19 protein-coding genes and 5 pseudogenes are annotated in these 25,673 nt (G+C 69.0%); 10 read left to right on the forward strand and 14 right to left on the reverse strand.

Annotation, left to right across the window (positions count from 1 at the left end; genetic code table 11):
• Positions 1–234, forward strand: a pseudogene (locus ACWENQ_RS22605) (IS5/IS1182 family transposase); the annotation flags it as partial.
• Between the two features lie 101 nt (positions 235–335).
• Here ACWENQ_RS22605 and ACWENQ_RS22610 read toward each other — a convergent pair.
• Positions 336–604 (reverse strand): annotated as a pseudogene (locus tag ACWENQ_RS22610) (recombinase family protein).
• Between the two features lie 215 nt (positions 605–819).
• On the opposite strand from ACWENQ_RS22610, the gene mihF reads away from it, so the two are divergent.
• Positions 820–1,134 carry an integration host factor, actinobacterial type gene (gene mihF / locus ACWENQ_RS22615; protein ID WP_354908654.1) on the forward strand — a complete coding sequence of 105 codons (315 nt, stop codon included), beginning with the start codon at positions 820–822 and terminating at the stop codon, positions 1,132–1,134.
• Here mihF and ACWENQ_RS22620 read toward each other — a convergent pair.
• The 3 genes from ACWENQ_RS22620 to ACWENQ_RS22630 all read right to left on the reverse strand — a co-directional run bounded on the left by ACWENQ_RS22620 (position 1,115) and on the right by ACWENQ_RS22630 (position 4,228).
• Positions 1,115–2,239, reverse strand: coding sequence for a recombinase family protein (locus tag ACWENQ_RS22620; protein WP_452415934.1), 1,125 nt, complete (start codon positions 2,237–2,239; stop codon positions 1,115–1,117). The genes mihF and ACWENQ_RS22620 overlap by 20 nt on opposite strands.
• Positions 2,240–2,798: 559 nt before the next feature.
• On the reverse strand, positions 2,799–3,059 hold the full coding sequence (locus tag ACWENQ_RS22625; protein WP_449923040.1) for a hypothetical protein: 261 nt from the start codon (positions 3,057–3,059) through the stop codon (positions 2,799–2,801).
• A gap of 164 nt (positions 3,060–3,223) precedes the next feature.
• Positions 3,224–4,228 (reverse strand): tyrosine-type recombinase/integrase, encoded by a 1,005-nt coding sequence (locus ACWENQ_RS22630; RefSeq protein WP_452415935.1) that lies wholly within the window; start codon positions 4,226–4,228, stop codon positions 3,224–3,226.
• 149 nt (positions 4,229–4,377) lie between these two features.
• Here ACWENQ_RS22630 and ACWENQ_RS22635 point away from each other — a divergent pair, with 149 nt between their 5' ends.
• From ACWENQ_RS22635 to ACWENQ_RS22645, 3 genes are all read left to right on the forward strand, one after another.
• Positions 4,378–4,965 (forward strand): DUF5994 family protein, encoded by a 588-nt coding sequence (locus tag ACWENQ_RS22635; protein WP_452415937.1) that lies wholly within the window; start codon positions 4,378–4,380, stop codon positions 4,963–4,965.
• Between the two features lie 121 nt (positions 4,966–5,086).
• Entirely contained in the window at positions 5,087–5,410 is a 324-nt protein-coding gene (locus ACWENQ_RS22640; protein WP_449923049.1) for an STAS domain-containing protein, read from the forward strand.
• 5 nt (positions 5,411–5,415) lie between these two features.
• Positions 5,416–6,468 (forward strand): acyl-CoA desaturase, encoded by a 1,053-nt coding sequence (locus ACWENQ_RS22645; RefSeq protein WP_452415938.1) that lies wholly within the window; start codon positions 5,416–5,418, stop codon positions 6,466–6,468.
• A 46-nt stretch (positions 6,469–6,514) separates the two neighbouring features.
• On the opposite strand, the pseudogene ACWENQ_RS22650 reads toward ACWENQ_RS22645, so the two are convergent.
• Positions 6,515–9,567 (reverse strand): annotated as a pseudogene (locus ACWENQ_RS22650) (Tn3 family transposase).
• Positions 9,568–10,111: 544 nt separating this feature from the next.
• On the opposite strand from ACWENQ_RS22650, the gene ACWENQ_RS22655 reads away from it, so the two are divergent.
• Entirely contained in the window at positions 10,112–10,213 is a 102-nt protein-coding gene (locus ACWENQ_RS22655; RefSeq protein ID WP_354908887.1) for a hypothetical protein, read from the forward strand.
• A 24-nt stretch (positions 10,214–10,237) separates the two neighbouring features.
• On the opposite strand, the gene ACWENQ_RS22660 is transcribed toward ACWENQ_RS22655, so the two are convergent.
• Positions 10,238–10,930 (reverse strand): response regulator, encoded by a 693-nt coding sequence (locus tag ACWENQ_RS22660; RefSeq protein ID WP_306861057.1) that lies wholly within the window; start codon positions 10,928–10,930, stop codon positions 10,238–10,240.
• On the reverse strand, positions 10,927–12,108 hold the full coding sequence (locus tag ACWENQ_RS22665; protein ID WP_452415939.1) for a sensor histidine kinase: 1,182 nt from the start codon (positions 12,106–12,108) through the stop codon (positions 10,927–10,929). The genes ACWENQ_RS22660 and ACWENQ_RS22665 overlap by 4 nt, the downstream gene beginning before the upstream one ends.
• A gap of 268 nt (positions 12,109–12,376) precedes the next feature.
• Between ACWENQ_RS22665 and ACWENQ_RS22670 the strand changes: the two genes are divergently transcribed.
• Complete coding sequence (locus ACWENQ_RS22670; RefSeq protein WP_452415940.1) at positions 12,377–13,519, forward strand: serine hydrolase domain-containing protein; 1,143 nt, start codon at positions 12,377–12,379, stop codon at positions 13,517–13,519.
• A complete protein-coding gene (locus ACWENQ_RS22675; RefSeq protein ID WP_452415942.1) occupies positions 13,516–15,738 on the forward strand; it encodes an MMPL family transporter in 2,223 nt (740 codons plus the stop codon). Before ACWENQ_RS22670 ends, ACWENQ_RS22675 begins: the two co-directional genes overlap by 4 nt.
• Positions 15,739–15,937: 199 nt before the next feature.
• Here ACWENQ_RS22675 and ACWENQ_RS22680 read toward each other — a convergent pair whose 3' ends face one another.
• The 4 genes and pseudogenes from ACWENQ_RS22680 to ACWENQ_RS22695 all read right to left on the reverse strand — a co-directional run bounded on the left by ACWENQ_RS22680 (position 15,938) and on the right by ACWENQ_RS22695 (position 20,235).
• Positions 15,938–17,578, reverse strand: coding sequence for a Tn3 family transposase (locus ACWENQ_RS22680; protein WP_452415944.1), 1,641 nt, complete (start codon positions 17,576–17,578; stop codon positions 15,938–15,940).
• A gap of 935 nt (positions 17,579–18,513) precedes the next feature.
• A pseudogene (locus ACWENQ_RS22685) lies at positions 18,514–19,005 on the reverse strand (DUF4158 domain-containing protein); the annotation flags it as partial.
• A gap of 162 nt (positions 19,006–19,167) precedes the next feature.
• A complete protein-coding gene (locus ACWENQ_RS22690; RefSeq protein WP_389946704.1) occupies positions 19,168–19,440 on the reverse strand; it encodes a hypothetical protein in 273 nt (90 codons plus the stop codon).
• Between the two features lie 138 nt (positions 19,441–19,578).
• A complete protein-coding gene (locus ACWENQ_RS22695; protein ID WP_449923162.1) occupies positions 19,579–20,235 on the reverse strand; it encodes a TetR/AcrR family transcriptional regulator in 657 nt (218 codons plus the stop codon).
• A 20-nt stretch (positions 20,236–20,255) separates the two neighbouring features.
• On the opposite strand from ACWENQ_RS22695, the gene ACWENQ_RS22700 reads away from it, so the two are divergent.
• Entirely contained in the window at positions 20,256–21,083 is an 828-nt protein-coding gene (locus ACWENQ_RS22700; protein ID WP_452415945.1) for a class I SAM-dependent methyltransferase, read from the forward strand.
• Positions 21,084–21,342: 259 nt separating this feature from the next.
• Here the strand turns inward: ACWENQ_RS22700 and ACWENQ_RS22705 are convergent.
• The 3 genes and pseudogenes from ACWENQ_RS22705 to ACWENQ_RS22715 form a co-directional block, all read right to left on the reverse strand.
• Positions 21,343–23,770: pseudogene (locus ACWENQ_RS22705) on the reverse strand (Tn3 family transposase); the annotation flags it as partial.
• A gap of 84 nt (positions 23,771–23,854) precedes the next feature.
• A complete protein-coding gene (locus tag ACWENQ_RS22710) occupies positions 23,855–24,253 on the reverse strand; it encodes a DUF4158 domain-containing protein (protein WP_452415947.1) in 399 nt (132 codons plus the stop codon).
• A 104-nt stretch (positions 24,254–24,357) separates the two neighbouring features.
• On the reverse strand, positions 24,358–24,828 hold the full coding sequence (locus ACWENQ_RS22715) for a hypothetical protein (RefSeq protein WP_452415948.1): 471 nt from the start codon (positions 24,826–24,828) through the stop codon (positions 24,358–24,360).
• Positions 24,829–25,115: 287 nt separating this feature from the next.
• Between ACWENQ_RS22715 and ACWENQ_RS22720 the strand changes: the two genes are divergently transcribed.
• Complete coding sequence (locus ACWENQ_RS22720; protein WP_452415949.1) at positions 25,116–25,661, forward strand: TetR/AcrR family transcriptional regulator; 546 nt, start codon at positions 25,116–25,118, stop codon at positions 25,659–25,661.
• Positions 25,662–25,673: the final 12 nt, after the last annotated feature.

The raw sequence follows: 25,673 nt of genomic DNA on the forward strand, positions 1-25,673 counted from the left end.
CGCCACATCATCCCCGAGCCTCGTGATCAACGGGCCAACCGGCGCAGGCGCGGCTCGGCGGGAGGCCGCCCGGTCGGGTTCGACGCCGAGCGGTATAAGAAGCGCAACGTGGTGGAGCGGGCGATCAACCGGCTCAAGAACTTCCGCGCGGTGGCCACCCGCTACGACAAACGCGCCTACATCTTCCTGGGAACCGTCACGGTCGCAGCCTTGGTCATCTGGCTCCGCACGTGATCCAGGAAACAGCTCCTAGGGCATCGCCAAACTCACGGCATTCTCCGGGAAAGCCGACTTGCGAGCATCGCCCGCCCTTCCATGGTGGCGGTGTCGATGCCCTACTCGATGACGTGCAGTCCGATACCGCGCTCGCGCAGCTCGGCACCGAGCGTCACCAGGTGCAGCACGGAGCGGGAGAGCCGGTCGAGCCGGGTGACCTTCAAGGTGTCACCCTCGCGCAGCAGTCGAGCTTCGGGCGGGACGCCTTCGCGCCGCTGGCGACGTCGACATGGATGTTGTCGCGGTCCACGCCGTGGCGGAGAAGCGCGTCCATCTGATGATCGGGGTTCTGGTCGGCCGTCGAGGTGCGGCAGTAGCCGATGAGCATTGTCGGAAACTACCCGAAGGGCCGTTCTCCGACGTTGATGTCCGACGCGAGTTGCCGACAGTGCCCACCTGCGGGTTCACGATGGCCTGCCAGTAGGAGTGGAACGGCCAACCGGGTTTAGTGTCACATCTGTTGACAGTGCTCCATGATGGAGCCGACACCCTCGCTGGGCTCATGGCGTGGCAGGGGAAAGCTGATGTGCGAGGAGGCCATCCATGGCGGTACCGACGTTGACCCCTGAGCAGCGGGCTGTGGCGGTGGTTAAGGCCGCCGAGGCGCGGAGGGCGCGTAGCGAACTGTTGGCTGGGGTCCGGGCCGGGACGGTCACGGTGGCGCAAGTGTTCGCCCGGGCGGAGGAAGAGATCGTTGTCCAGAAGACGAGGGTCGTTCAGGTGCTGCGAGCGGTGCCTGGTTATGGGCCGGCGAAGGTCGCCGCGTTGATGGCGACGTGCGGGGTCGAGGCGAAGCGACGCGTCGGCGGACTTGAGGAGGCGCAGCGCGAGCGGCTGCTCACAGCGTTTGCGGGGTAGTTCCTGATCGTCCGCCTGGGTCGGCCCGATGGGCGGGCTGCAGGACCTGGTCCTGCAGACGCTGTCGAAGCTCGGCTTGTTCGGGCGTGAGCGGATCGTCTGGGCGTCGGATGCGGGTTCGGCGGGGGCGGGGGATGTCGTCGGCGTCCTGGAGGCTGGCGAAGTCGGCGTGCGCCTGGGCGACGGCCTCGGGGTATGCCTCCTGCTTCTCGTGCTCGGCGAGCGCTCGGTAGATGCTCGCGACGCTGGGGGCCAGGCCCTTGCGTTTGCCGGTGGGGATGATCAGGTCGGGCTGGATCTGCTCGACCGATTCCCCGTTCGCCCGGCGGCGGAGCACGGTGTGCAGCATGTCGTCGGTGATGACGGGCGGCCGGCCGCCGTGCTTGCCCTTGCGGGCCGCCGCGTCGAGTCCTTCGAGGGTCGACTCGCGGACGTTCTCCCGTTCGGTCTCGGCCATCGCCGCGAAGAACGCGAACAGCAGGCGGCCGGGCCCGCTGGGGTCGTACATCCCGGGCAGGGGCCCGGCGAGCATCTCCAGGACCAGGCCGTGCGCGGTGAGGTGATCGGCCAGGGCGGTGAGTTCGGCGGCGTCGCGGCCCAGGCGCTTCATCTCGTAGACGGTGAAGATGACCCGGCAGTGCGGGGCGTGGGCCTTGATCTGGCGGGCCAGCGCGAGCGCGGCCTCAAACTGTGGCCTTACGCGCACCCGGGTGCTGATCTTCTCGGAGAAGATCTTCTCGCGGCCGATGCCGTGCGCGGACAGCGCGTCCAGTTGCGATTGCAGCTCCTGAGTGAGCGAGCTGCACCGTGCGTACCCGATGCGGATGTCGGCGGTCGGAGCGTCCGGTGCGAGGGCGAGCGGAACCGGGGTGCCGGGGCGCCACGGCTGGCCGGGTCCGCGGTCGGCGGGGGTCGGCACACGCAGGAGCTTGGCGAGCCGGGGCACCTTGGTGAAGCGGCCGGTGTGGTAGGTGCCTGCGACCGCGCCGGAGCGCGCGCGGCACGGCGAGCCGGGCTCGGCCGTGCAGCGGGGGCAGGGGTGCCGCTCGACCTCGTCGGCATCGCGGTCGGCATCGCTGGGGGATGTCTCTTGAGGGGCCGTCATGCCCATGGATACTTTCACAAACATTTCTCAGAAGTACCCCGAACCCATCTTTGCGTGAGAACGAGTTCTGCGAACCGAACCGGGGCTTCGCGATTTCCGCGCAGCTCTTTTTGATCTTGCTCTGGGAATGGATCGTTTATGAGAACGCCGACAGCAGTCGTCGTCGCCCGCCGTTGCCGAAGGAGTGGCTACGCGCCGTGCCCTGGGCGATGCTCTCCGGTGCGGCACTCAGAGAGATTTGGAACGGAATCCGGCGTTAACACGGATCCCGCTGGTCAGCGGGGTCTCGCTCGCCCACCTGAACGTGGTGAATGCCGGATTCCGTTAGGGCCGGCCGGGTAACAGCCACCCCCGCTTGCGTCACAACGCCGGGCCCCGGCACGCCCGGACCAAAATGCTCACGAACCGCCATTGTCTTGAACAGATCACGGTTCCTTTGATTGGCGTTATGTGCGCCTTTGTCGACGACCGTACCCCGGACGACGATCGGGCACCGGTGGAGATTCGCCGGGACACCGTGAGGCTGGCCGAGGTCAGGGTGCGCCGGGGCAGCCCGCCGCTACAGGTATTGGCCCGCTTCGGCGCTGGCTGTCTTCGACACACGCACCGACACCACGTTGGCGAGGTTGATGACCACGCTGTTCACGTCGGTCTCACGGTCATATCTTGCCCGCATCAGCACGAGGCTGCGCCGCTCGTCCACGGCACGAGCGATCGCCGCTATCGCCTCTGCCTCCTCGCCGAAGTCTCCGCTCATCACGGAGACGTCTTCGCCGCCCATCAGGTGGAATCGTAGGATCAGCGCGATATTCTCAGGCACGGCCGGCTCCTTTCGCCAGGATCCGCAAAGGGATACCTGCCCAGCGTCGAACGCTGTAGGCAACCACCCTCCACCTCCGCCTGCCGTGTCCGGCGGACGCGACGCCCTCCAAGCTGGATACAGGCAGTGACAAACCCGTCATCCACCCCGAACCGGATTTGTGGTCAATGGTCGGCGATGAGGGCGTCCAAGGCGGCGGCCTTGTCTGCCTCGGTCGGCAGGGCGTAACGGCGGGTGGTGTCCAGCGAGCCGTGGCCGAGGAGTTCAGCGACCAGGATGGGGTCTTTGCCGTCGCGGATGAGCTGGGTGGCGAAGGTGTGGCGCAGGACGTGTGGGCTGAAGGGTTCGGTGGGGTCGTCACCCAGGCCGACGGCGTCGCCGAGGCCGGTGATGATGTCGCGGGCGGCGCGGTCGCTCAGGCGGCCGCCACGGTGGTTGAGGAACACCGCGGCGTGGGTGCCGGCCCCCTTCCAATCGGCGCGGGCCTCCAGCCAGTCGGTTAGGGCCTGGCGCAGGTCCGCATGGACGGGCAGCAGGCGGATCTTGCCGCCATCGCGGCCCTTGCCGCGGATGCGCAGTTCGCCCCTGCGGGCCGACAGGCGGACGTCGGCCAGGTCCAGGCCGACGACCTCGGAGATGCGCAGGCCGGCGTAGTAGGGCAGCAGGGCGATGGCCTTGTCGCGCGGGGATGCGGTGAGCTGGACGTGGCGGACGTAGCGGCGGGTGCGCCGGGCGTCCAGGGCGCGGGGGGCGGTGCGGCGCGCGTCGCGTTCGCGGCGGACCTGGGGCTTGCCGAGGCCGCGGCGAGCATAGAAGTCGTCGATGGCCGACAGGTAGGTGTCGATGGTGTTGGGGGCGCGGCGGCCGTTCTTCAGATGCCGGCGGAAGTCGCGTACGGCGCCGGTGGCGGCGATGGGGTCGGTGAGCGGGTCGCCGTCCAGGGCGTCGGCCTCGGCTTGGCCGGCGATCCAGGTCAGGTAGCCGCGCAGCCGGGAGGCGTACTTGGTCTTGGTGGAGTCGGCCAGCGGGGCGCGCGCGAGTGCGGCGGTGTAGCCGGCCAGGACGGCGGCGTGGGGGGCGGGGAGCGGCACGGCCCGCGACCGGCTGGTGTTTCCGGAAGCTGCTCCGGCCGATTGCGTGATCCCTGACAGCGTGTTTCCGGAAGTCACCCGCTCAGTCTACTTCCGGAATTGCGTGATTCCGGAAGTTATGGCGTACACTGAAGGTACCGAGGTCTTTTCGAGCGTTGGCATTCAGGTCTGCGTCGCCCCCGGCGAACCACCACCGGCCTCTTCGGGCCTGGACAGGTCAGGCGACCATGACGCCGACACTTCTTTCTCAACCCGCACCGCTCAGCTCCGCCTCGTCCGCGATCCCTCGGGCCGATTCCGCGCTACGGCTCAGTCTCCGCCCGGTGCCGAATAGGCGAGCGGTGGTGGACGGGGCCTGGTGGCCCTCCTCCCGTGACGCGGCCGCCGAACTGCCCGGCCTCATCGTCGCCGTGGACCGGCTGCTCGATCGGGTCACGCTCCGCGTGGGCCTGCACTGTGATGTGTGGCAGAACATCCCGCGCCGCATCCCGGCGCGCGGGCGTCAGGTGCGCATCGGCTGGTTCCGCCACACCGACCCGCGTGTGATCACTCTTAGCTTCGCCGCCGGCGAGCCGGTCGTCCTGCTGGTCGTCCCTTCGGGTACCGCCGCCGGCGCCGCCGGGGCCACGCTCAAGCTCACCGCCCAGGACATCGCCGGCTTGAGCATCGACGCCATCCTCACCCTCGCGCAGCTGCCACCAGACCCCGCTCCGGGGGCCACGGCCGACGGCTCGGCCCGCTGGGAGGACGAGGGCGGGTCGGTCGTCGGGCAGATGGCGCAGCCAGCCATGGGACGGCCGACAACGTCGCAATGACCCCGTGTGCCGCCTGCCGGCCGGATCGAGCGGTCCTGGCACCGCCCGTACTGGCGGCGGGCCGATCTTCGGCCGGCAGGCATCTCATCACCTTTCAGCTTCTCCCGTGAGGAGACATTCCATGACCGTCATCGACACCGCCCCGCTCGCCGGGGTGAGCGCCTCGGCGCCGACCCTGGTGCATCTGTCGGGGGACATCGACATCTTCACCACAGCCCGGCTGCGCCAGAGGCTGATCAACGCCCTCGACCACAGCACCGACCTGCTCATCGTGGATCTGTCCCAGGTCACCTTCTGCGGGGCAGGCGGGATCGGCGTGCTGGTCGGCGTGCAAGGCCGTGCTCGGACACGGGGCATCACGCTGGCCCTGACCGGCGTTCCCCCGCGCGTGGCCCGGCTGCTGCGCATCACCGGGCTGGACCACCGATTCCCGGTCATGGCGTGACCGGCATGCCGAGCACCACCCGCACCGCCGCCGAGGCGGGCTATGACGGCCATGCGCCGTTCCCCCGCCCCGCTGCGCCCGCGCGGGCCGGCATCGTCCCGGTGACGCTGACCGCGGCGATCGTCATCGCCCCGTTCCTGGCGCTGGGCGCCGGCATCTGGCTGGCGTGGGGAAGCGGGATCACCCTCACCGACCTGCTGCTGGCCGCCGTCTTCTACGTGGTGACCGGGCTGGGGGTGACGGTCGGCTTCCACCGGCTGCTGACCCACCGTTCCTTCACCGCCCGCCCGTGGCTGCGCGTTGTCCTGGCCGTGGCCGGGTCGATGAGCTTTCAGGGCAACCTCATCGACTGGGTGGCCGTCCATCGCCGCCACCACGCCTTCACCGACCGGCCCGGCGACCCGCATTCCCCCTACCGCTACGGCACCGGCCTCGGAGGGCAACTGCGCGGCCTGGCCCACGCCCACCTGGGCTGGCTGCTCTCCGCCGAACCCACCTCGGCCGGGCGGTATGCCCCCGACCTGCTGCGCAACGATCCGGCCATGCTGCGGATCTCGCGCGCCTTCCCCGCCTTGTGCGCCGCCTCCCTGCTGCTGCCGTTCGCGGCGGGCTGGGCGATCAGCGGCGGCCTGTACGGCGCCCTGACCGCGTTCATCTGGGCCGGCCTGGTCCGCATCGCCCTGCTGCAGCACGTCACCTGGAGCGTCAACTCCCTGTGCCACATGATCGGCGAGCGGCCGCACACCACCCGCCGCCACGACCGCTCCACCGACCTGTGGCCGCTGGCCCTGCTGTCCTTCGGCGAAAGCTGGCACAACGGCCACCACAGCCAGCCCAACTGCGCCCGGCACGGCCGCGGCCCTCGCCAGATCGACCCCTCCGCCGCGCTCATCAGCCTGTTCGAACGCCTGCACTGGGCCACCAACGTGCACTGGCAGCCCGCCGACGGCCTCGGCCACCATCGCACGGTGGCCGGCAAACACCCGCTGCGAGGCCTACCGGCTACCCGCCCGGCCGAGGGCCAGGGCGCCGCGGTCCGGCGCAAGCACCCCCGATGATGCCCGTCATCCGCCTCTGACAGGGCCGTTCATCTCCTGCTGGCCGTCAGTCCTCATCGTCGGCGTCGTCGGCGTCAGGTTCACGCAGCGCCCGCCGCCCGCCGCCCAGTTGCGGCCGCTGGAAGGAATACCGGCCGTGCACATTAATGTGTTTCCTGATGAACGGGCTGAGCCGGGCGATGTCGTCATCCAGCACCGGATAGCCCTGCGCGCACAGCTGACGTAAAGCGTCATCGATGTAGACGGTGTTCCACAGCACCAGGCAATTCAGAACAATGCCCAGCGCACCCAATTGGTCCTCCATTCCCTCGTAGTATCGCTGGAACACCTGGCTTTTGCGGCCATGGAAGACCTTCTGCGCCAGATCGTGGCGGCCCTCCTGGAGGTTGCGGATGCCCTTGATGCCGCGCCGCATGCCCTCATCGTCGATCAGCGCCAGCACATGCAAGCTTTTGTAGATGCGGCCGTAGATGTTGATCGCCTCGCCCATCGCGGTCGGCCGGCCGTCGCGTTGCAGCATCCGCACCACGTCGTAGGGGTTGACGGCGCTGGTGTAGATGGAGCCGACCAGACGCAGGATGTCCGGCCACCAGCGGGCGACCTTGCCCAGGTCCAACCGCCCGCGCGCCAGCGCGTTCAACGCCCCGTAGTCGGCGTCGGCCTGCACCCGCCACAGCTTCTGATCGGGCAGATCGGCCAGCGCGGGCCGGTACTCCTTGTCCAGCAGATGCGCGAGCCCGAATACCAGATCGCTGTAAGATCCGGTATCGGTGACAATCACATCGGCCCGGCGGCCCTCGCCCGAGCCGAAAATGACATCCAGCGCGTGCAGGCAATCCCGGTCACGATTTTCGACGCGATCCCGAACGCCTGATCGTTGATCATATTCAACCAGGTTATTCCGCGCTTCGGACCGAAATACTTCTTATTCGGCCGGGCGTACGCCGACGGCACCGGGACGACGAACCGCATGCCGTCAATGGCCGCGACCAGGCCGCCGCCCAGCGCCTGGGCGAAACCGATCCCGGTCTGCTTGGCGATCAGGTGCGGGTTGGCGGCGGCGTAGTTGTCGGCGCGCAGGTAGGTGTGGTCGACGTAGCCGAGCCGGTGCCGTTCCAGCGCGGGCACGCCCTTGACCGCGATCGGCCCGTAGGTGATGTTCAGCGCTTGGGCGGTCAGGCACGCGGCCACCGTGATGTCCAGGTCGTCCAGGTGCGGGCCGGTGCCGGCGATCGAGGTGAAGGCCTCCATGAACTTCGGGCACCAGCCCAGTACCTCCACGACCGCCTCGGAGATGTCCACCCGCGGCATCATCGCCTCCACCCGCTTGCGCAGGTCGATCAGCGACGGCGGCTCATCGATCGCTTTCACGCTGGCCACGTGGATCTTGCCGTCGTCGTCGATGGTGACAGCGGCATTCGCGGCCAGCCCGGCCCGCACCACCCGGTAGGCGCGATCCAGCCGCTCGGCGTGCTCGGCCAGCAGCCCGGTGGGGTCTTCGGGCAGCCCCAGGTCGGTCAGCACGCTGTCCTTGACCGCCGCCCACGCCGAGCCCTTGAGTAGCTGCGCGTCCGGGTCGCGCCATCGGCTGGAGGCGGGCGCGTAGATCTCGCGGCGTTTGAGATGGCGGTGGAACTGCTCGAGCGCGCAGAACACATACGCGTTACGGTCAACCAGCCCGTCCGTGCGGGCCGGATGGCCGAACACCAGCCGCTTCCACGCACCCGTCACCACCAGCGCATCGATCAGCCGCAGCGGCAGCACCGTGACCGGATGGTGGCGCGAGCGGTAGGCCAGCGCCTCCGGCAGGGCCTTCATTGCGGCCAGCACCCGCGCTCCCTCGGCGTTGGCCTCGAACGCGATCACCGCGGTCAGCAGCTTCACGAACCCCGACACGGTCGCGTACTTGCTCGCCATCTCCGCCCGCCAGCCGCCGTCGTCCTCGGCGTCCGGCGGCGGCACCAGCCCGGTCACGGTGGCCACCGCCGAGCGCAGCTGAGCGCGCGGCACCACCGCGTCGATCATCTCCCACACCTCGAACAGCCGCACGTCCTCGCTCCACCCCTCGGCCTCCAGCAGCACCTCCACCGCCTGGGCCAGCCAGGCCGAGGCCCTGGCCAGCCGGGGATGCTTGACGACCTTCTGCTTGTCGGCCTCCCGCTGCGCGCGCCCCAGCAGCTCCGTCACCATGAGCAGGTCCAGCAGCTCCAGCGTGTCGTCGATGGTCTTGGTCTCCAGCCGCTGCGCGGTGGCCAGCAGCGTGGCCAGCCGCCGCGAGGCGGGATGCTTCTTCAACTGGGAGGAGTGGGCGGTCAGGCCGTAGCGGGCCAGCTCGTCCAGCCGCCGCTGCGGCACCGCCGCATCCAGCTCCAGCCGGCCCAGCTCGGTGCCGCCGATCTCGACCACCAGATCCAGCGACTTGACGATCTGCGGCCCCGACGCCTTCGACGGGCCGCTCCGCCAGCGCTCCAGATCCGAGACCTTCTTGCCCGGCGGCACCTCCAGCAGCAGGTCCAGCACCGCCCGCTGCTGCGCGCTGAGCAGCGCGACCAGGGTGTCATGCAGCTCCCGCGTGGCGCGTTCCCGCTCGCGCGCCACCAGCCGGGTCAGCGTGCTGATCCCCGGCAGCAGCACATCGTTCTGCCGCAGCCAGCGCACCGCGTACTGGAACAACGCGGTCGGCCCGTCGCCGGTGTTCCACGCGTGCGCCCGCACCTTACCCGCCAGCTCAGCCTCGGCCGAGGCGAAGTCCTTCAGCCCGAACGCCTTGGCGATCTCCCAGGTGTGCTCCAGCCGCGTCTTGTCCCGCTCGGTGTAACGCTTCACGCAGGACGGATCCTCGATCCCCAACTGCGCGGCGACGACGTCCAGGACCTCGTTCGGCACCTCCAGCGGATCAGCCAGAAAGCACCCCAGATAGCGAACGGTCACGAGCTGAAGAGCGAAGCCGCACCGGATGTGCCGGCCACGATGCCCCTTGATCAGGGCCATGTCCTCATTGTCGAGGAAGAAGATCTTCTCCATCTCGGCCCGGGTGGGCGGGCCGTAGTAACGGCCGTACTTCGCCGCTTCTGAGTCGCTCAGGAAGTCGACAGGCATGTACGCAACGTATGACTCAACAGGCACAGGGTCATCAGGGCGACCCAACCGTTACCAACGGCTACCTACCGTCACGCAATGTAGATCAAAGTCGCGCTGTGAAACCGAACCGAATCCGGCGCTGGCCGCGTTCAGAGGCAGCGAAGGGCTCGACTCGCTGACCAGCGGGAACCTCGTTAACGCCGGATTCCGTTCCAAATCTCTCTGACCCCCGGTGCTTCGGCGGGAGCTCGGTGCACGGCAGGGGCGTGACGGTCGGGGCGGCGTCGTTCGCTTTTGGCTGGCCGTTCTTGCGGCTGCGCCGTGTTCTGGCTCCGGCCCCGGATCTTGCGCGATCTTCACGACGTCGAGCCCGGCGGCACGGGCCTGCGTGGACATCCGCGCCTGGATGGACCAGTGAACGAGGCCCCAAGCCGTTCGCGTGGACCAAGACAGCCGAGGAGATCCTCGAATCCCCCGCTCAATATTGCCGACGAATTTCAGGTGGATGACACTAGCCCCAGCTCAGGGCGGTATCCGACGGTAATCCTGCCAGTGCGGGACCCTGGAGGACCTCGCGGGCGCCGCCGTCTTCCTGGCCTCAGCGGAGTCGGTCTGGGTGACGGGCGGTGATCTGGTCGTGGACGGTGGCGACGCGGTGGTGTGAAAGCAACCGCACCGGCAGGCCGCGCTATCCGGTGGGCGGGTTCCCGGTTACCTGGCGGGCGGTGACCAGGCCTGATTCGTAGGCCGCGATGACCGCCTGGGCGCGGTCGCGCACGGAGAGCTTGTCGAAGATGCTGGTGATGTAGTTCTTGACGGTAGAGAGGCTGAGGCCGAGGGCGCGGGAGATCTCGGTGTTGTCGAGGCCCGTGGCCATCAGCCGCCATACCTCGACCTCGCGGGGTGTGAGTTCGTCCAGGCCCGTGGGTGTCGGCCGGGTGCCGTGAGGCGCCCGTACGTAGGTGGAGATCAGCCGGGTGAGCAGGCGTGGAGCGACGGCGGCGTCGCCGGCGTGGACGGTGCGGATCGCCGCGCTCAGGTCCTCAGGTGAGCTGTCCTTGGGCAGGAACCCGTAGGCTCCGGCGCGCAGGGCGCCCACGAGGTACTCGTCCATGTCGAAGGTGCTGAGGGCCAGGACCCGGCTGCCGGGCACGGTGGAGGCGAGTTCCCTGGTCGCGCCGACTCCGTCGAGGACGGGCATCCTGATGTCCATCACCACGACGTCGGGGCGTAGTTGGCGGGCAAGGGTGACGGCCTGCGCGCCGTTCTCGGCCTCTCCCACGACCTCGAAGGACGGGTCGGGGGAAAGGATCAGCGACAGGCCGCGCCGTACCAGCAACTGGTCGTCCACGATCAGCACTCTGATCGGCGGCGCGGTCATGGGTGCGCCCCTTCGTGCTGGACGGCCTCGTCCGTGGTCAGCGGCAGGTCGGCCACCACGGCGAACCCACCGTCGGCCTGCGGGCCCGCGGTGAGGGTGCCGCCGTGCAGGGCGACGCGTTCGCGCATGCCGATCAGGCCGTATCCGCCGGCGCGCGCCCCCTCCTGTGGCGGGCTGCCCCCGCCGTCGTCGCGTACTTCGATGGTGACTCGATCCTGACGGTAGGTCAGCTTCATGGACGCGCGGGCTGTCCCCGCGTGCTTGCGGGTATTGGTGAGGGCCTCCTGGGCGATCCTGAACACTGTGAGGCCGATGGTCGGCGGCAACGGGCGCCACTGTCCGTGGACGCTGAACTCGGTCGGCACTCCGGCGAGGCGGGATTCGGTCGCCAGGCGGTCGAGGTCGTCGGCGTCCGGCTGGGGCTGGGACGGCGCGGCCGGGGGTTCGTCGCCGTCCCGTAGGACGTCCAGGAGCTGGCGCATCTCGCGCAGCGCGAGCCGCCCGGAGGACTCGAGGGTGACCAGGGCGTCCTTGACCACCTCCGGTTCTGCGAGGTTGGCCCGCGCTCCGCCGGCCATCAGCTGCATGGTGGTGATGTGGTGGGCCACGATGTCGTGCAACTCCCGTGCGATGCGGCGGCGTTCGTCGGCCACCGCACGGTCGGCGAGGAGTCTGCGGTTGGCGTCCACTTCCCGCTGCCAGCGGTTCATCGCCATGGCGGCGCCGACGACGATCAGGGTGGTGAGGGGCGGGGTGATCGCGTCCTGCCAGGGCGGAATGCGGCCGTTGCTCTGGCTCAGCAGCGTCACCGCTACCGTGACGACGGCCGCGAGCGCCGTCACGCGGCCGGGGCAGGCCCTGGCGACCGAGTACAGGGCGACCATCAGCACGGCGCCGAAGTGCCAGGGCAGCGGCACGGTCAGGGTGGCAGTCGCGTCGAGTGCCAGGACGGCGGCGAGCGTCGCCACCGGGTAGCGACGCCGGGCCAGCAGCGGCAGGGCTGTCAGCGCGACGAAGAGGAACCCGGTCACGCTCACGGTGTGCCGGCCGTCGGAGGCGTTGAAGAACACGTAGCTGAGCAGGTTCATCACGCAGGCGCCGCCGATCACGAGCGCGTCGTTACGGCTCCACGGCAGCTCCCGGGCATCGCCGGACCCGACGTATCGGCTCCTGGACATGTCTGACTTCCCCCTGTACCAGGCCTCTTGGCCCCCGAACCAGGGTTGCACAGCAGTCGGAATGCTCTCACCGCGCGGACCCGGACTAGGACCAGGGTCCTGGTCGCGGCCGCGGGGGAGGACTCAGGGCCCCGGTCAGGATCATCCGCTGCCAGGAGGTTCGCTGCTCTTCTGACTGATGGTCTGGATACCGGCCGGGAACCCCGGCACCAGGTGAATCTGCCAGGAGGCAAAAATGAGTGTTGGCCAGCGCCGATTCCATGCGGTCGTGGCGACAGCGGCCGTGGCCGTGTCGGCCGGTGTGCTGGCGGTGAGCCCGGCGCACGCTTCTTCCCCCGGTTACGACCGGGGGGCCCTGCAAGCGGACCTGGACGCGATCCGCGACGCCGGCACGCTGGGAGTGCAGGCTCGGGTGCTCTCGCCCCGCGCCGATCTGGCCGCATCCAGTGGTACGGCGGTGCTGGGCCGTCAGGTGCCGGTCCCGAGCGGCGGGCATTTCCGGATGGGCAGCAACACCAAGACCTTTGTCGCCGCCGTGATCCTGCAGCTCGAGGCGGAAGGGCGGCTCTCCGTCAACGACAGCGTCGAGCGGTGGCTTCCCGGGCTGGTGCGCGGCAACGGCAACGACGGGCGCGCGATCACCGTCAAGCACCTGCTCCAGCACACCAGCGGCCTGCACGACTCCGTAGGCGACATTGAGAAGAAGATGCACACGGAGCGGGGTTACCGCACTTACCGGTTCCTGCGCATGAGCCCGCGGCGGCTGGTGGCGCTCAGCGTCGGCCATCGACCGCTGTTCGCCCCCGGCTCCCGCTGGAGCTATTCCAACATCAACTACACCTTGGCCGGGATGATCATCGAGAAGGCCGTCGGCAACTCCTGGCGCGAGGAGGTGACGCGCCGGATCATCAAGCCGCTGAAGCTGCGGAACACGACCCTGCCCGGCGACTCCCCGCTCCTGCCCAAGCCGCACATGCAGTCCTACACCGAGGACGCCAAAACCGCGCGCCCGTTCCGCTCCACCCTGCTCAGCCTCGGCTGGGCCGGCGCGGCGGGCGAGGCCGTCACCACCACAGAAGACCTGGCCAGGTTCTGGCGTGCACTGCTGGGCGGGCAGGTGCTGTCGCAGCAACAGCTGAAGAAGATGATGACCACGGTCCCCGTCGGCGTGCCCGGCAGGGAGTTCGGGCTGGGTATGGCCAAGCAGCGACTGAGCTGCGGAGTCACGGCCTGGACGCACCCCGGCGGCACCCCCGGGTTCATCACCGACAACGCCGTCACCCAGGACGGCCGTACCAGCGTGATCGTCTCCCGGACCACCTACCCCGGCACGCGAGAGCAGGGCCAGGCTACGGCCCGCCTGATCGACAACGCACTCTGCGCCGCCTCCGTCCGCAGGAGCACGTCGTGATCCGCGCCTTGACCGGATATTCCACCAGACACCCATGGAAGGTCATCGCCCTCTGGGCGGTGCTGGGCGTCGCGTTGAGCGCCCTGACCCCGACCCTGTTCGACCGGGTCACCCAGAACCAGACCGGGGACTTCCTGCCTCGCAGCTACGACTCGGCCGCCGCCCTGAACATCGCCAAGGAGCGGTTCGGGGTGAATCCCGACGCGACCACGGTGACGGTGCTGGTCGCCCGCTCCGACGGCAAGGCCCTCAACGCCGCTGACCAGGAGCGGGTCGAGGCCGAGGCGGCGAAGCTGGCCAAGCGCCGGGTGATCATGCCAAGGGAGGACGACGGTCCGCAGCAGTACCTGGTCCCCGACCGCTCCCAGACCCCCACGATCGCCCCGGCGATGACGGCGCCCGACCGGAGTTTCGAGCTGCTCTCCGTCGAGCTGATCGGCAATCGTGCGGATAGGGGCGTCCAGGGCGTCTACCGGACCTTCAGGGACGCCGCCCGGACGCAGTTCTCAGAGGCGGGGATGCGTACCGGTTTCACCGGGCCTCTCGCCGACGCCGTCGACACCGTCGATTCCCGCAAGATCGCCACGACGGTCGGGGGCGGGCTCATCACGGGGCTCATCATCCTGCTCAACGTGCTGGTGTTTCGCAGCGTGCTGGCGGCCCTGCTGCCGTTGCTCGCGGTCGCCCTGATCGGCTTCGTGGCCGCGGGTGCCGTCGCGGGCGCCGCGATGATCAGCGGGCTCAAGCTCGACGCGAGCACCCCCGGGCTGATCAACGTGGTCTTGTTCGGCATTGGCATCGACTACCTGTTGTTCCTGCTGTTCCGCTTCCGCGAGGCACTGCGGGCCAGGCCCGAGCAGTCAGCCCGCGAGGTGGCCGGGCAGGTCTCCGGCCGGGTGGGCACCGCGATCACCTCGGCGGCGCTGACCATCGTGGCCGCCTTCGCCACGCTGGGACTGGCGACCTTCGGGCAGTTCCGCTCGATGGGCCCCGCGATCGCCGTCGCGATCCTGGTGATGCTGCTCGGCAGCCTCACCCTGCTGCCGGCGCTGCTCGCGGCCACCGGCCGCAAGATGTTCTGGCCCTCCAGCACGGCCTTGCACCGCGAGACGCGCGAGGGCCGTGCCGCCCGCTTGGGTGAGCTGGTCACGCGACGCCCGCTGATGATGCTGACCGCCTCTGTCGCCCTGCTCGCCGCACTGGCCGCCGGGCTGATCGGCATCCGCATGGACTACGGCCAGGGCAGCCCCGGCACCCAGACCCCCGCTGCAGCCACCGCGGCCGAGATCTCCCATGCGCTGCCGGCCGGCGTGTCGGACCCGACGAGCGTCTTTGTTACCTCCAAGGACGACGGCGCCCTCACCGCCGACCGGCTGGACGGTCTATCCCGTGCGCTCACCCAGGTCAAGGGTGTGGGCCGAGTCGCGAAGACCGTCCTGAACAAGGACCACCGCGCCGCCAGGATCGACCTCTATCCGACCGCGGACCCGCAGAGCCAGCAGGCCCGCGACCTGGCCTCCGGACCGATCAGGGCCACGGTCGCCCAGCACACGCCCGCCGGGACGACGGCACACGTGGGCGGGACCCCGGCGATCATCGCCGACATCTCGACGGCCGTCGAGCACGACCTCACGATCGTGTTCCCGGTCGCGGCCGCGCTGATCGCGCTGATCCTCCTGCTGCTCCTGCGCAGCCTGCTCGCGCCGGTGATCCTGATGCTCTCCGTCGGGCTCGGCTTCGCCGCCACCCTCGGCGCCGCCACCCTGCTGTTCCAGCACATACTCGGCAAGCCGGGCGTCAGCTTCACCCTCCCGCTCGTGTTGTTCCTGTTCGTCGTCGCCCTGGGCACCGACTACAACATCCTGATCACCGACCGGATCCGGGAGGAGATGCAGCGACCAGGTCCGGCCCGCGCCGCCGTGGCCCGCGCCGTACGGCACACGACACCGGCCATCACGACGGCCGGCGTGGTGCTAGCCGCTTCCTTCGCCAGCCTCGCCACGTCCTCGGGCAACGAACAGATCGCCTTCGCGATGACGCTGGGCATCATGGTTTCCGCGCTTGTGGTGTCGCTAGTGCTGGTCCCCGCACTCGCCGCACTGCTCGGTCGGGCCGTCTGGTGGCCGGTCCGCCCTCGACCTACCACGAACCCGCAGGACCGTGCGCCCGAACCCGCCCCGGAACCCGACCGGGCCCCAGCCTCTTGGGGCTCGCCATAGCCGCCGCCCCTGACGGCATGGAAGGGGTACGGCCGGAGTACGCCAGAAACACACCGCTTGGTGCAGGTATCTCGCCTGGTGTCAGCAGCCGTGTCGTCGTGCTCGGAGGTGATGCGGGCAGAGGTCTCCCGCCGAGACTGTTCCGACCCGAGGGAAAGCGCGTACGGTACAAACGGTTCCGGTGCAGGTTCACCCCCGATTACCGCTGACCGGGGGTGCGCAGCGGCCGGAAGTTGCCCTCGCGCACAGCCTCGGGCAGGGAGAAGTTGTAGCGGCCCAGGAAGTTGAGCCACTCGAAGCCGAGCGGGGACAGGCGGGCGATATCGGCGGTGGCTATCTTCTTGCCCTCGGCGCGGATCTGTTCCAGCGCGCGGGCCGTATAGACGGTGTTCCACAGAATGCAGACGTTGGTTAGCAGGCCCAACGCCCCTAGTTGATCTTCCTGCCCTTCCTTGTACCTCTGGCGTAGCTCGCCTTTCTGCCCGTGGAAGATCTTGCGGGCCAGGGTGTGGCGGGCTTCTTGCCGGTTCAGCTGGGTGTTGACCCGCCGGCGCAGCAGTTCGTCGTTGAAGTAGGAGGCCAGGTAGACCGAGCGATCCAGCTTGCCCAGCTCCATCAGAGCGCGGCCGATCGGGGTGGGGGTGCCGCCGCCGGTCAGGTAGCGAAACAGCTCGGCCGGGCGGACCGCACCGGTCTGCAGGGAGCCGGCCACGCGCAGCAGGTCGTCCCAGTGGTCGTTGATGAGGCCGATGTTCACCCGGGTTTTGATCATGGTGTTGAGGCGGCCGTAGAAAGCAGCAGGGTCAGCCCGGTACAGGGTTGAGCTGCCGACGTCAGCCAGGCGCGGGGAGAACTGCCAGCCCAGCAGCCGGAAGACGCCGAAGGCCAGCTCCGAGGCGCCGGCGGTGTCGGAGACGATCTCGGTGGGCCGCAGCGAAGTCTCCTGTTCCAGCAGGCCTTCCAGGATGTAGTACCAGTCCTTGGGGGTGCCGGGGATGACGATGCCATGGAAGCCGGTGAACTGATCGGAGGTGAAGTTGTAGTAGGTGACGCCGCGCGCGCCTTTGCCCTTGCCGAAGTACTTCGTGTTCGGCCCAGCGTTGATGGTCTTGACCGGGACGACGAAGCGCAGCCCGTCGGCCGAGGCCAGTTCGCCGCCGCCCCAGGTCTGCACGATCTCCTGGGTGGCGTGGTAGTCGACCAGGGTGGCGTTGGCGGCGGTCAGCGTGGCGGCGCGGATGTAGTTCTGCTCGGCCCAAAACAGCCGGTCCAGAGCGAGCGCCGGTTCGTGGTCGCTGGCCATGGGCCGCATCCCGACATTCATGGCCTGGGCGACCAAGACGGCCGCGATCGACTTGACCATGTCCTCTCGCCGGGAGGGCGCCTCGCCGGACACGTGAGTGAAGGCGTCCAGGCAGCCGGTCCACGAGTGCACTTCCAGCAGCACTTCGGGCAGGTCGACGACGGGCATGCGGGCCTCGACGTCGGCGCGTAGCGCGGTCAGTGAGGCGGGTTCGTCCAGCGCTTCCAGCCCGGTCAGGACGAGGTGATCCTTGCCTTCGGGGGATTTTTCGATGCGCAGCCACTCGTTGCGCACCGCTTCCTCGCCCGACAGGCCCGCGGCCAGCTGCTTGTAGGCGAAGTCCAGGGTGCGCGCCCACCGCTGCGTGTCGGCGCCCGGCTCGGCCGACAGGCCCAGGTCGCGGCAGACCATGGCGCGGGCTTTGTCCCAGGCCGCTCCGGCCAGCAGCCCGGCGGTGGGGTCGCCCCATTTGGGCAGGCCGGGCACGAACACCTCGTGGCGGCGCAGGCACTCGCGTAGCCGCTCGACAGTGGCCACCGTGTAGGCCAGCGTGTTGACCTCGCCAGCCTTCTCCCCTCGCTGGGGAAGACCCGCCGGTGCCAGGCCGAACTCAGGTGCGCCGACGGCACCTCATCCGGGCGCACGGGGCTGCGGCGCCGTTCCAGGCCTTTGAGGAAGTCGATCGCCTCCAGCAGCTCAAAGCCGCGGCGCGCGCCCTGCCCGCCGCCGGAGCGACCGGCTTCGGCCGCGCCGGCGTGGAAGTCGATGACCTTCAGCAGCTTGGTCAAGAACCGGCGGATGGTGGCGTAGCGCTGCAGCAGCTGGTCGTGGAAGTCCTCATCGGGCTCTTGGGCGAGCTCGCCGATGACCTCGGCCGCGGCGTGGATGGCCAGCAGGTCCATGCCGTCCAGCGCGGCCCGCACATCACCGTCCGGGTCGGCGGCCACATCCCGGATCGCCAGCCACACCTCGCGCAACACGATCGCGGCGCTGTCCAGGTCCTTGAGCGTGCGCAGCCGCTCCTTGCCCGCCTTGAACGCCGACGTCCGCACCAGATCACCCATCGCCAAGTCGAACACCTCGATCGCCTCATCAGCTGAGACCGGCTCCATCACCGCGGCGAAGGCGACCAGGGTGGCCAGCTTGCGATCCCCAGCCAGGTCGGCGACCGCCTTGGCCCTGGCGGCCTTGGCGAAACGGGCCAGCGCGGCGACCTTCCCGGCCGGGACCGCCGATAGATCCCACGCTGAGGCGCCCAGGCCGCGTAACTCCACATGCCGCTCCAGCGCCTTGCCCACCCCGGCGCCGGACACGTCGGTCGGGCTCTTGCGCAGCCGGTCCAGGCCCGAGATCCGCCGTCCCTCGGCCACCGTGACCAGCTCTTCCAGCGCGTCCTTCTGGTTCGGGCTGGGCAGCGAGGCCAAGATCTTGTACTGGCGCAGCGCGACCCGCTCACGGATCTCCGACACCAGTCGTTCCACCGTGCTGATGCCGGGTAGCAGAATCTTCGCCTCGACCAGGCGGTGGGTGAGAAGGTCCAGCAGCACGATCGGGCGTTCGTTATTCGACCAGGCCCGCCGGTAGATCCAGCACGCCAGCGCAAACGCGTGCTCCTCGAACACCTCAAAGCCGTAGGCCTCACGGATCTGCTTCTGGTGATCCCAGCGCGCCTCCTTCTCCCCGTACCCCTTCAGCGCGGAGGCGTCCAAGCCGAGTTGCTCGGCGACGTAGTCGACCACCACGGCGGGCACGTCCTCGGGATCGGTCAGGAAGCAGTTCAAGAACCGAGCCGTCCCGAGCTGGACGGCATAGCCGAGCTGGTTGCGGGCCCCGTTGGCGGCCATCGCCCGCCGCCGGTCAGCGGCTTCCAGGTGGAAGAACCCGCCCAGCTGGGTGAAGTCGGGGACCTCGTTGAACCTGCCCCACCGGCCACGCTGGTCCTCGGTGAGGAAGTTGACCGGCATCACGCACTCCCGCTGCTCGTGGGCCAGGCCGGGTCACCGGCCCGCTATCAGCTGAAAGTGTGGCACCTAAATGATCTTCGAGATGTCCGGCCAGAGCTCGCCGAGATATTGATCATGAAATGTAATGTTCGCCGTTCCCCGATCTCGCCATCCCAGCGAGGTTCAGGAGGGCCCCGGAGCGGGCGACAGCTCGGCCAGCATGCGCCGTACCTGCTCGTGTGACATCCCCACCTGCCGGCCGATCCGCCGCAGTCCCCACCCCTCATCCCGCGCATCGGCCATCGCCTGCGCCGAGGCCGCCGCCACCACGCCTTCCAGCATCACCCGCAGCTCCGCCAGCCTGGCCAGCCTGATCGCCGGCGCCACCCCCACCAGCTCCGCGCAGAACCGCTCAACATCCGCCCGGACGAACGCCACGCCCTCAGACTCCGCCATCGGGCAAGACTTGCCTGCTCAAGCCCCACTGTCAACAAATATGACAGTAAGCCCGGTTCGCCGTACCGCTCCTACTCGGGGCCCACGATCACAGACAGAAGTGTCGGCAGACGATCGTTTGCCGACACTGAGGGTTCTCTAGGCCGGTCGTCGTTGCACGGCGTCGGCGATGACCGCTGTCACGAGCTTGTTGACGACTGACGTGGTAGGTGGGCCGGGATCGCGGTCTGCGAACAGGAGATGCCCACCGCCGACCAGGGAGAGGGTGAGTGAGTCGATATCGGCGTCGGCCGCGATGCGGCCCAGTTCACGCTCGTCGGCGAGATAAGCGGAGATCGCGGTCGTGGCCTGGGCGAGGATCGCGATGCCCCCTCCTGGTCTGGCTTGCCGCAGCCGTGTGCGCAGCTCGTCCCGGAAGGTGATGAGCGGGATGATTGCCACCGGAATCGGTCCGAACAGGGTGGTCAGTGCGCTGGTGAGGTTGTCGGCCACCGTGCCAGTTCCAGCGGACTCGCGCAGCGCCCTCGCCTGCGTCTCAAGCTGCGCGGCCCGGTCGAGCACGAGGTCGGTGAGGAAGGCGTCGAAGTCGGTGAAGTGCCGATGCAAGACGCCTTTGGCGCAGCCTGCCTCGTCGGTGACGGCCCGGCTGGTCAGCCCGTTCGGCCCGTCCCGCAGAAGCACACGTTCGGCAGCGTCGAACAGTTGCTGCCGCGCGTCGCGGAGGTGTACCCCAGTTGGCACTCGCAGATCCTCTCGTGCGGTCAGCCCGATGGCATCCGTTGCCTTAGTGGGCATGCGCCCACTAAGGTGGGCGCATGCCCACCTTACCGCGAGAACAACCAGAACCATCCCCAGCGGAGCCGTATAAGGCCCGGCGGACGGCCGAGTCGTTCGGCGTGGATGCTCAGCGCTACGACCAAGCCCGGCCTGGCTACCCCGATGCGCTAGTGGCGCGGATCGTCGCAGGCAGCCCCGGGCCTGACGTGCTCGACATCGGCTGCGGCACCGGCATCGCAGCCCGACAGTTCCAAGCCGTCGGGTGCGCCGTGCTCGGCGTCGAGCCCGATGCGCGGATGGCCGACTTCGCGCGAGCCCGTGGCCTGGAGGTCGAGGTGGCGGCCTTCGAAGCCTGGCAGCCAGCCGGCCGGACGTTCGACACGGTTATCGCCGCCCAGTCGTGGCACTGGGTGGACCCGGTCGCCGGCACCGTGAAGGTCGCACGTGTGCTGCGTCCAGGGGGACGGCTGGCGATCTTCGGGCACGTGTACGAGCCGCCTGCCGAGGTGGCCGAACCGTTCGCCGCTGCCTTCCGGCGGTTGGCGCCCGACTCCCCGCTTAGCAGTCAACCGGCCCGACGCCCGCTCGACCTCTACCAGGAGGGATACGCGAAGTTCGCCGACAAGATCCGGGAGACCGAACAGTTCAACGATCCCGAACAGTGGCGATTCGACTGGGAGCAGTCCTACACGCGCGACCAATGGCTGGACCTGCTACCCACCACCGGCGGCCTCACCCAACTCCGTCCCGATCAACTGGCCGAAATACTGGACGCGGTCGGGAACGCCATCGACTCCCTGGGCGGACGCTTCACGATGAACTACACCACCCTGGCCGCGACCGCCGTGCTCGTCGGCACCTCCTGAGTCCATTCGCCAAGTCGCGGCCGACCTAGGAGTCCGCGCGGCCGTTCGATGCTCCGCCGGGCGCAAGCAGAGTGCGGCCAGGAGTTGACGGCGGGCGGGTTGCCGGTGACGACCGGGATGCCGATGGGGCCGGGATGCTCTTTCGGTGCAGTGCGCGCAGGCGGTCGATAGGCGTGCCGAGGCCGCCTCACGGTGTTGAGCGCAACGACCGTGTCGGGGTGTCGGCCGCTCGGCGGGGTCCGGGCATGGCCAAGGGCAACAGGTCGAGCCGCTTGTCCATGTCGAGGCGAAAGGTGCCGTACGGGTTGACGTTGGACCAGAACAGCGCGGTCAGGCCGCGCCGGTCCTCGGCGGTGAGCTTCTTGGCCCACTTCGGCTCCGCCAGGACCTGCTGGAGCAGCAGCGTGTTGACGTGCACGAGCGCGGACTGGAGCAGGTGCAGCGCGAGCATCGACGTCTCGGCGTGCTCCTTGTCCGGGCCGGTCAGGGCGCCGTCCTTGCCGTAGTGCAGCACAGTGTTCGCGCTGTTCCAGTTCTCCACGACCTGGAGGCCGCCGTGGATCTCGCGGCGCAGGTCGGGGCTGGCGAGGTAGTCGCACGCGAAGATCGTGCGCACGGCGCGGCCTAGCTCTTCGAGGGCCTGGTAGGTGGGGTGTTTGGGGCCGCCGAGGGTGAAGCGCCGCAGCACCTGCTCGGCCTCAGCCGTCCCCAGCCGAAGGGCGGTGGCGTACTTGACCATCTGGTCGTACTGCTGCTCGATCAGGTCCCAGCGGATCGGCCGGGTCAGCGAGCCGCCGAGCGCCGGCCAGCCGGGCGGGGCGTCGTCCGGACGGTACAGGCGGATGCTGCCGATGTTCTTCAGCCGCGGCAGCAGGCGGAAGTTGAGCAGCTCGGTGAAGGCGAATCCGACGACGCTCGCGCCGTGGGTGTCGACGTAGTTGGACTCGATCTCGGCGTCCGTGCAGTGTCGCAGCAGGCCCTCGATCATCGCTGCGACCTCGGACGACGAACAGGACTTCAGCTGGGAGTAGATGCAGACCATTCTTCTTCTCGACGTGCCAGTAGATCATCACGCCGTTGCCGCCGTAGCGGGCGTGGTACTCGGTCATGAAGTTCGAGGACCAGGACCCGAACTTCTTCGAGTCCGACGCGCACGAGGTGCCTTGTCCCCACCAGGCGGCATCCCTGGCGGCGAAGGTGCCGTTCACCAGCCGGGTGACGGCCGAGCGGAGGTTGTCGACGGTGATGAAGTGCCGGCGGACGTGCCGCAGGGCGGCCTCGGTCTCGCCGTGCTCGCCGGTCGCCACGATTGCCCGGATTCCCATGTTCGTGCCCAGGGCGAACAGAGCTAGCAGCAGGCGCCGCTGGAGGGTGGCGCGGTCAATGCGCTCGTACGCGGCGACCGAAGAGAACTCGTCGGTGAAGCCGGTGAGGAAGTCGGCGTTCTTCAGCACGTCCAGCAGGTCGAGCACGCCCCACCGTCGTACGACCTCGTCCTTGAGGGCCTGGAGGCCGGTGGGCTCGTCCAGCGGCTCCAGCTTCGGCACGGTGATCCACGACTCGCCCTTGCGGGTAGTGACCTTCACTCCGCCCGCCGAGCCGTCCGCGAGCGCCGCCGACAGCCGATTTAGGCCGTCCGTCATCCGGCGCTTCAGGCCCGTGACGAACTTCTTGGGGTCCTCGGGCTGGCGGATCGCGGCGTAGTGCACGGTGCGGGCCGACTCGAAGTCACCGGGCAGGTCGTCCTCCGGATCGCCCCACCGCCTCCCGCCCTCGACGTAGATCTCCCGGCGCCGGATCGCGTCCCGCAGCGCCACCAACACGCACAGCTCGTACGGGATGCGCTCGATACGGCCCTTGTCGTCGACAACCGCCTCGCGCCAGTCCTTGCGTACGACGCCGTCCATCGGCACCGCGTCGCCGGCGTCGTAGAAACGGGCCTTGCCGTCGACGTCGGCGTACTTCGCCAGCAGCGCGAGCGCGTCCATCACCGGCCGGTAGGCGGTGTTGTTGCACTTGAAGCCCAGCGTGTTCAGCAGCGGCGGCAGCATCTGCCGGTAATACGAACTGTACGACGAGCGCAGTGTGGTGCGGACCTTGGCCTTGAACGCCTTCTCGTTCGCCTTCGCCTCCGCGACCAGGTCGCGCAGCGTCTTCTCACCCACCACCGGGTACAGCACCGCGCGTACGGTCCCCTCCGGCCGTCCCACCGCCGCATCCGCGAGGCGGAAGAGGATGCCCTCCTTACCCCTCACCTTCTTCAGCTCCGCCGTCAGCTGCCGTTCCACCCGCCGCTCGGCACGAGCGTTGATCTTGTTGACGAGGGCAACAAGCAGTTCCACCAGGGCATCGGTGATCTCCGCCTGACGGGACGCGCACAGCGCGGCCAGCAGCGTGATCCGTACGTCCTCGCCGGCATCCCGCAAGTCCGAGGGGTACATCTTGATCGCCCGTGCCCGCCACGCGGCCACCAGCTTCTCCGAACAGTCCGCGAACAGGCCCTCCGGCAACCCAAATCGCCGTACGGCGGTCAGCTTGGTGATCTCCGTCAGCAGCGAGTCCAGACCCACCGCACCGGGGTCCCGCTTCAGCGAGGCCAGTAGCGCGGTCCCGTCCTCGTTGCTCTCCGCCACCAGCTCCAGCAGGCGCCGGGCGCATACCTCCCCCAGGCGCGCGACGGTCTGCATGCAGAAGACCCGGTCCGCACGTGCCCGCGCGGCGGCCACGATCCGCTCGATACGGCCCGGGGGCTCGATGCGGTCACTGCGGCACTACACGAGCAGGGCCTCGCGCAACCGGTCCTCCACCAGCTCCACCCGGCAGACCTCATCGGCGAGCCAGCCGGTCAGCCGCTCCTCATCGGCCCGGGTCGCCGGGCGGAACCCCAGGGCCTCGCGGATCTGCGTACGGTGGCCCTTCGCCGAGCGGGACGACACGTCGTACTTCGCCAACTCCTCCGCCGGCACCTTGACCACGTCGGCCACGTAGTCGACCGCGGCCTGCGGGAACTCCTCCAGGAACTCGGGGAACCGGCCCTCCAGCTCGAAGAACTTCAGCATCAGCACGAACCCGAGCCGCGTCGGGCCGGACTTGTTCGCGACCAGGTTCCAGTCGCTGCCCACCGGCGTCCAACACGCCACCACATCCTCGGGCGACCACTCCCTGCGCATGAACGGCCCCGCCCCTCCGTCGACTACTCGTTCGGCCTAACGAACAGGCCGGGCACGAAGCAACGGGGCGGGAAGGAGGGCCGGTGGCCACTTTGCACCGTGGGTCAGAGATAGGAGACCGGGGCCGTTTCGTAGAGCATTCGCCACAGCGCCCGCTCACGCAGCGGGATGTCGCGGCGTGACAGCAGCCGGTGGATCGTGGTCTTGGCCACTGCGCGGGTCTCGTCGGCGCTCTCCTTGTGGCGTTCGGCCTCGGCCGGGACCGACGGCGCGGCCCAGTGCTTCTTGCTCTGGCACCAGGACAGCCAGGCGGTGACGGCGGCGCGGTTGCGGTTCCAGGTCGCCGGCGCGCATCGGCCCCACAGCTCGGCGAGCGCGGCGCCGATCTCGGCGTCGGCGACGTCGGCGAGTGGCCGGTCGCGGCCGAGCCGCGCGATGGTGCGGTCGATGGCCGAGGCGTAGGCGCGGTGGGTGTTGGGGTTGGCGGTGCGCGAGGTGGTCAGGAAGGCGTCGGCGGCCGCGGCGAGGCTGACGCCTCCACCGTGCAGGGCGGTGACCTTCGAGGCGGCGCTCATGCCGCCCGCCGGGCGACGTCCGGCGCGATGTACCGGATAACGTGCCAGAGTCGCGCAGCGGCCGCGCGAGTGGATCGCCTGGTCGGCGGACGGCTCTGATCGCTCATGTACGTGATAATGGATCATTATCTGGTACATGCTTCCGGCCTTGGCGTGCTCCTGGCGTACTCCGGCCACCTCCCCGCTCGATGAACGATCTCGTATTGCACCGACTGATGCAAAACAGGTAGCGTGCTCATATGGCGAGGCCGAGATCATTCGATGAGGACCGGGTCCTGGACACTGCGATGCGCACGTTCTGGGCGAAGGGCTATGAGTCGACCTCGACCAGGGACCTGTGCGAGGTGCTCGGTCTCGACCGCAGCAGCGTGTACAACGCCTTCACCAACAAGCGCGAGCTGTTCAAACGCGCGTTGACCCGCTACATGGACATCACCACCGCTGACCAGCTACGCATCCTTGACAATCACGAACTGCCGGCGATCGAACGGATCCGCGCGTTGTTCGCCAAGATCCTCCAGACGGAGGCGGAGAACCGGAGCGACGGCCACGGCCTCGGCTGCCTGACCGTCAACACCACGATGGAGCTCGCCGGCCGCGACCCGGAGATCGCCCTGATGCTCGCCCGCGACACTGAGCGCCGAGTCGCCAGCCTGAGTGCGGCCATCAGGGGCGGGCAGCGCGAGGGCGACATCGGCTCCACCCGCGATCCCGCCGAACTCGCCAGGTTCGTCAACGCCGTGATCGCCGGGATCCGGGTGGCCGCTCAGGGTGGCGCCGACGACGCCACCATCGCGGCCATCGCGGCCACGGCCATGGACGCCCTGGCTTGACCTCTGCTTTTT

The organism is Nonomuraea sp. NPDC004354, assembly GCF_053602555.1.

What these genes read in the sequence shown, in the direction of transcription:
- ACWENQ_RS22700 (WP_452415945.1), top strand. Translation starts at nt 20,256, where the DNA reads ATGCCCACCTTACCGCGAGAACAACCAGAACCATCCCCAGCGGAGCCG.
- ACWENQ_RS22645 (WP_452415938.1), top strand. Translation starts at nt 5,416, where the DNA reads ATGCCGAGCACCACCCGCACCGCCGCCGAGGCGGGCTATGACGGCCAT.
- ACWENQ_RS22660 (WP_306861057.1), bottom strand. Translation starts at nt 10,930, where the DNA reads ATGACCGCGCCGCCGATCAGAGTGCTGATCGTGGACGACCAGTTGCTG.
- ACWENQ_RS22640 (WP_449923049.1), top strand. Translation starts at nt 5,087, where the DNA reads ATGACCGTCATCGACACCGCCCCGCTCGCCGGGGTGAGCGCCTCGGCG.
- ACWENQ_RS22635 (WP_452415937.1), top strand. Translation starts at nt 4,378, where the DNA reads ATGACGCCGACACTTCTTTCTCAACCCGCACCGCTCAGCTCCGCCTCG.
- ACWENQ_RS22620 (WP_452415934.1), bottom strand. Translation starts at nt 2,239, where the DNA reads ATGACGGCCCCTCAAGAGACATCCCCCAGCGATGCCGACCGCGATGCC.
- ACWENQ_RS22715 (WP_452415948.1), bottom strand. Translation starts at nt 24,828, where the DNA reads ATGAGCGCCGCCTCGAAGGTCACCGCCCTGCACGGTGGAGGCGTCAGC.
- ACWENQ_RS22710 (WP_452415947.1), bottom strand. Translation starts at nt 24,253, where the DNA reads ATGCGCAGGGAGTGGTCGCCCGAGGATGTGGTGGCGTGTTGGACGCCG.
- mihF (WP_354908654.1), top strand. Translation starts at nt 820, where the DNA reads ATGGCGGTACCGACGTTGACCCCTGAGCAGCGGGCTGTGGCGGTGGTT.
- ACWENQ_RS22695 (WP_449923162.1), bottom strand. Translation starts at nt 20,235, where the DNA reads ATGCCCACTAAGGCAACGGATGCCATCGGGCTGACCGCACGAGAGGAT.
- ACWENQ_RS22665 (WP_452415939.1), bottom strand. Translation starts at nt 12,108, where the DNA reads ATGTCCAGGAGCCGATACGTCGGGTCCGGCGATGCCCGGGAGCTGCCG.
- ACWENQ_RS22690 (WP_389946704.1), bottom strand. Translation starts at nt 19,440, where the DNA reads ATGGCGGAGTCTGAGGGCGTGGCGTTCGTCCGGGCGGATGTTGAGCGG.
- ACWENQ_RS22720 (WP_452415949.1), top strand. Translation starts at nt 25,116, where the DNA reads ATGCGCACGTTCTGGGCGAAGGGCTATGAGTCGACCTCGACCAGGGAC.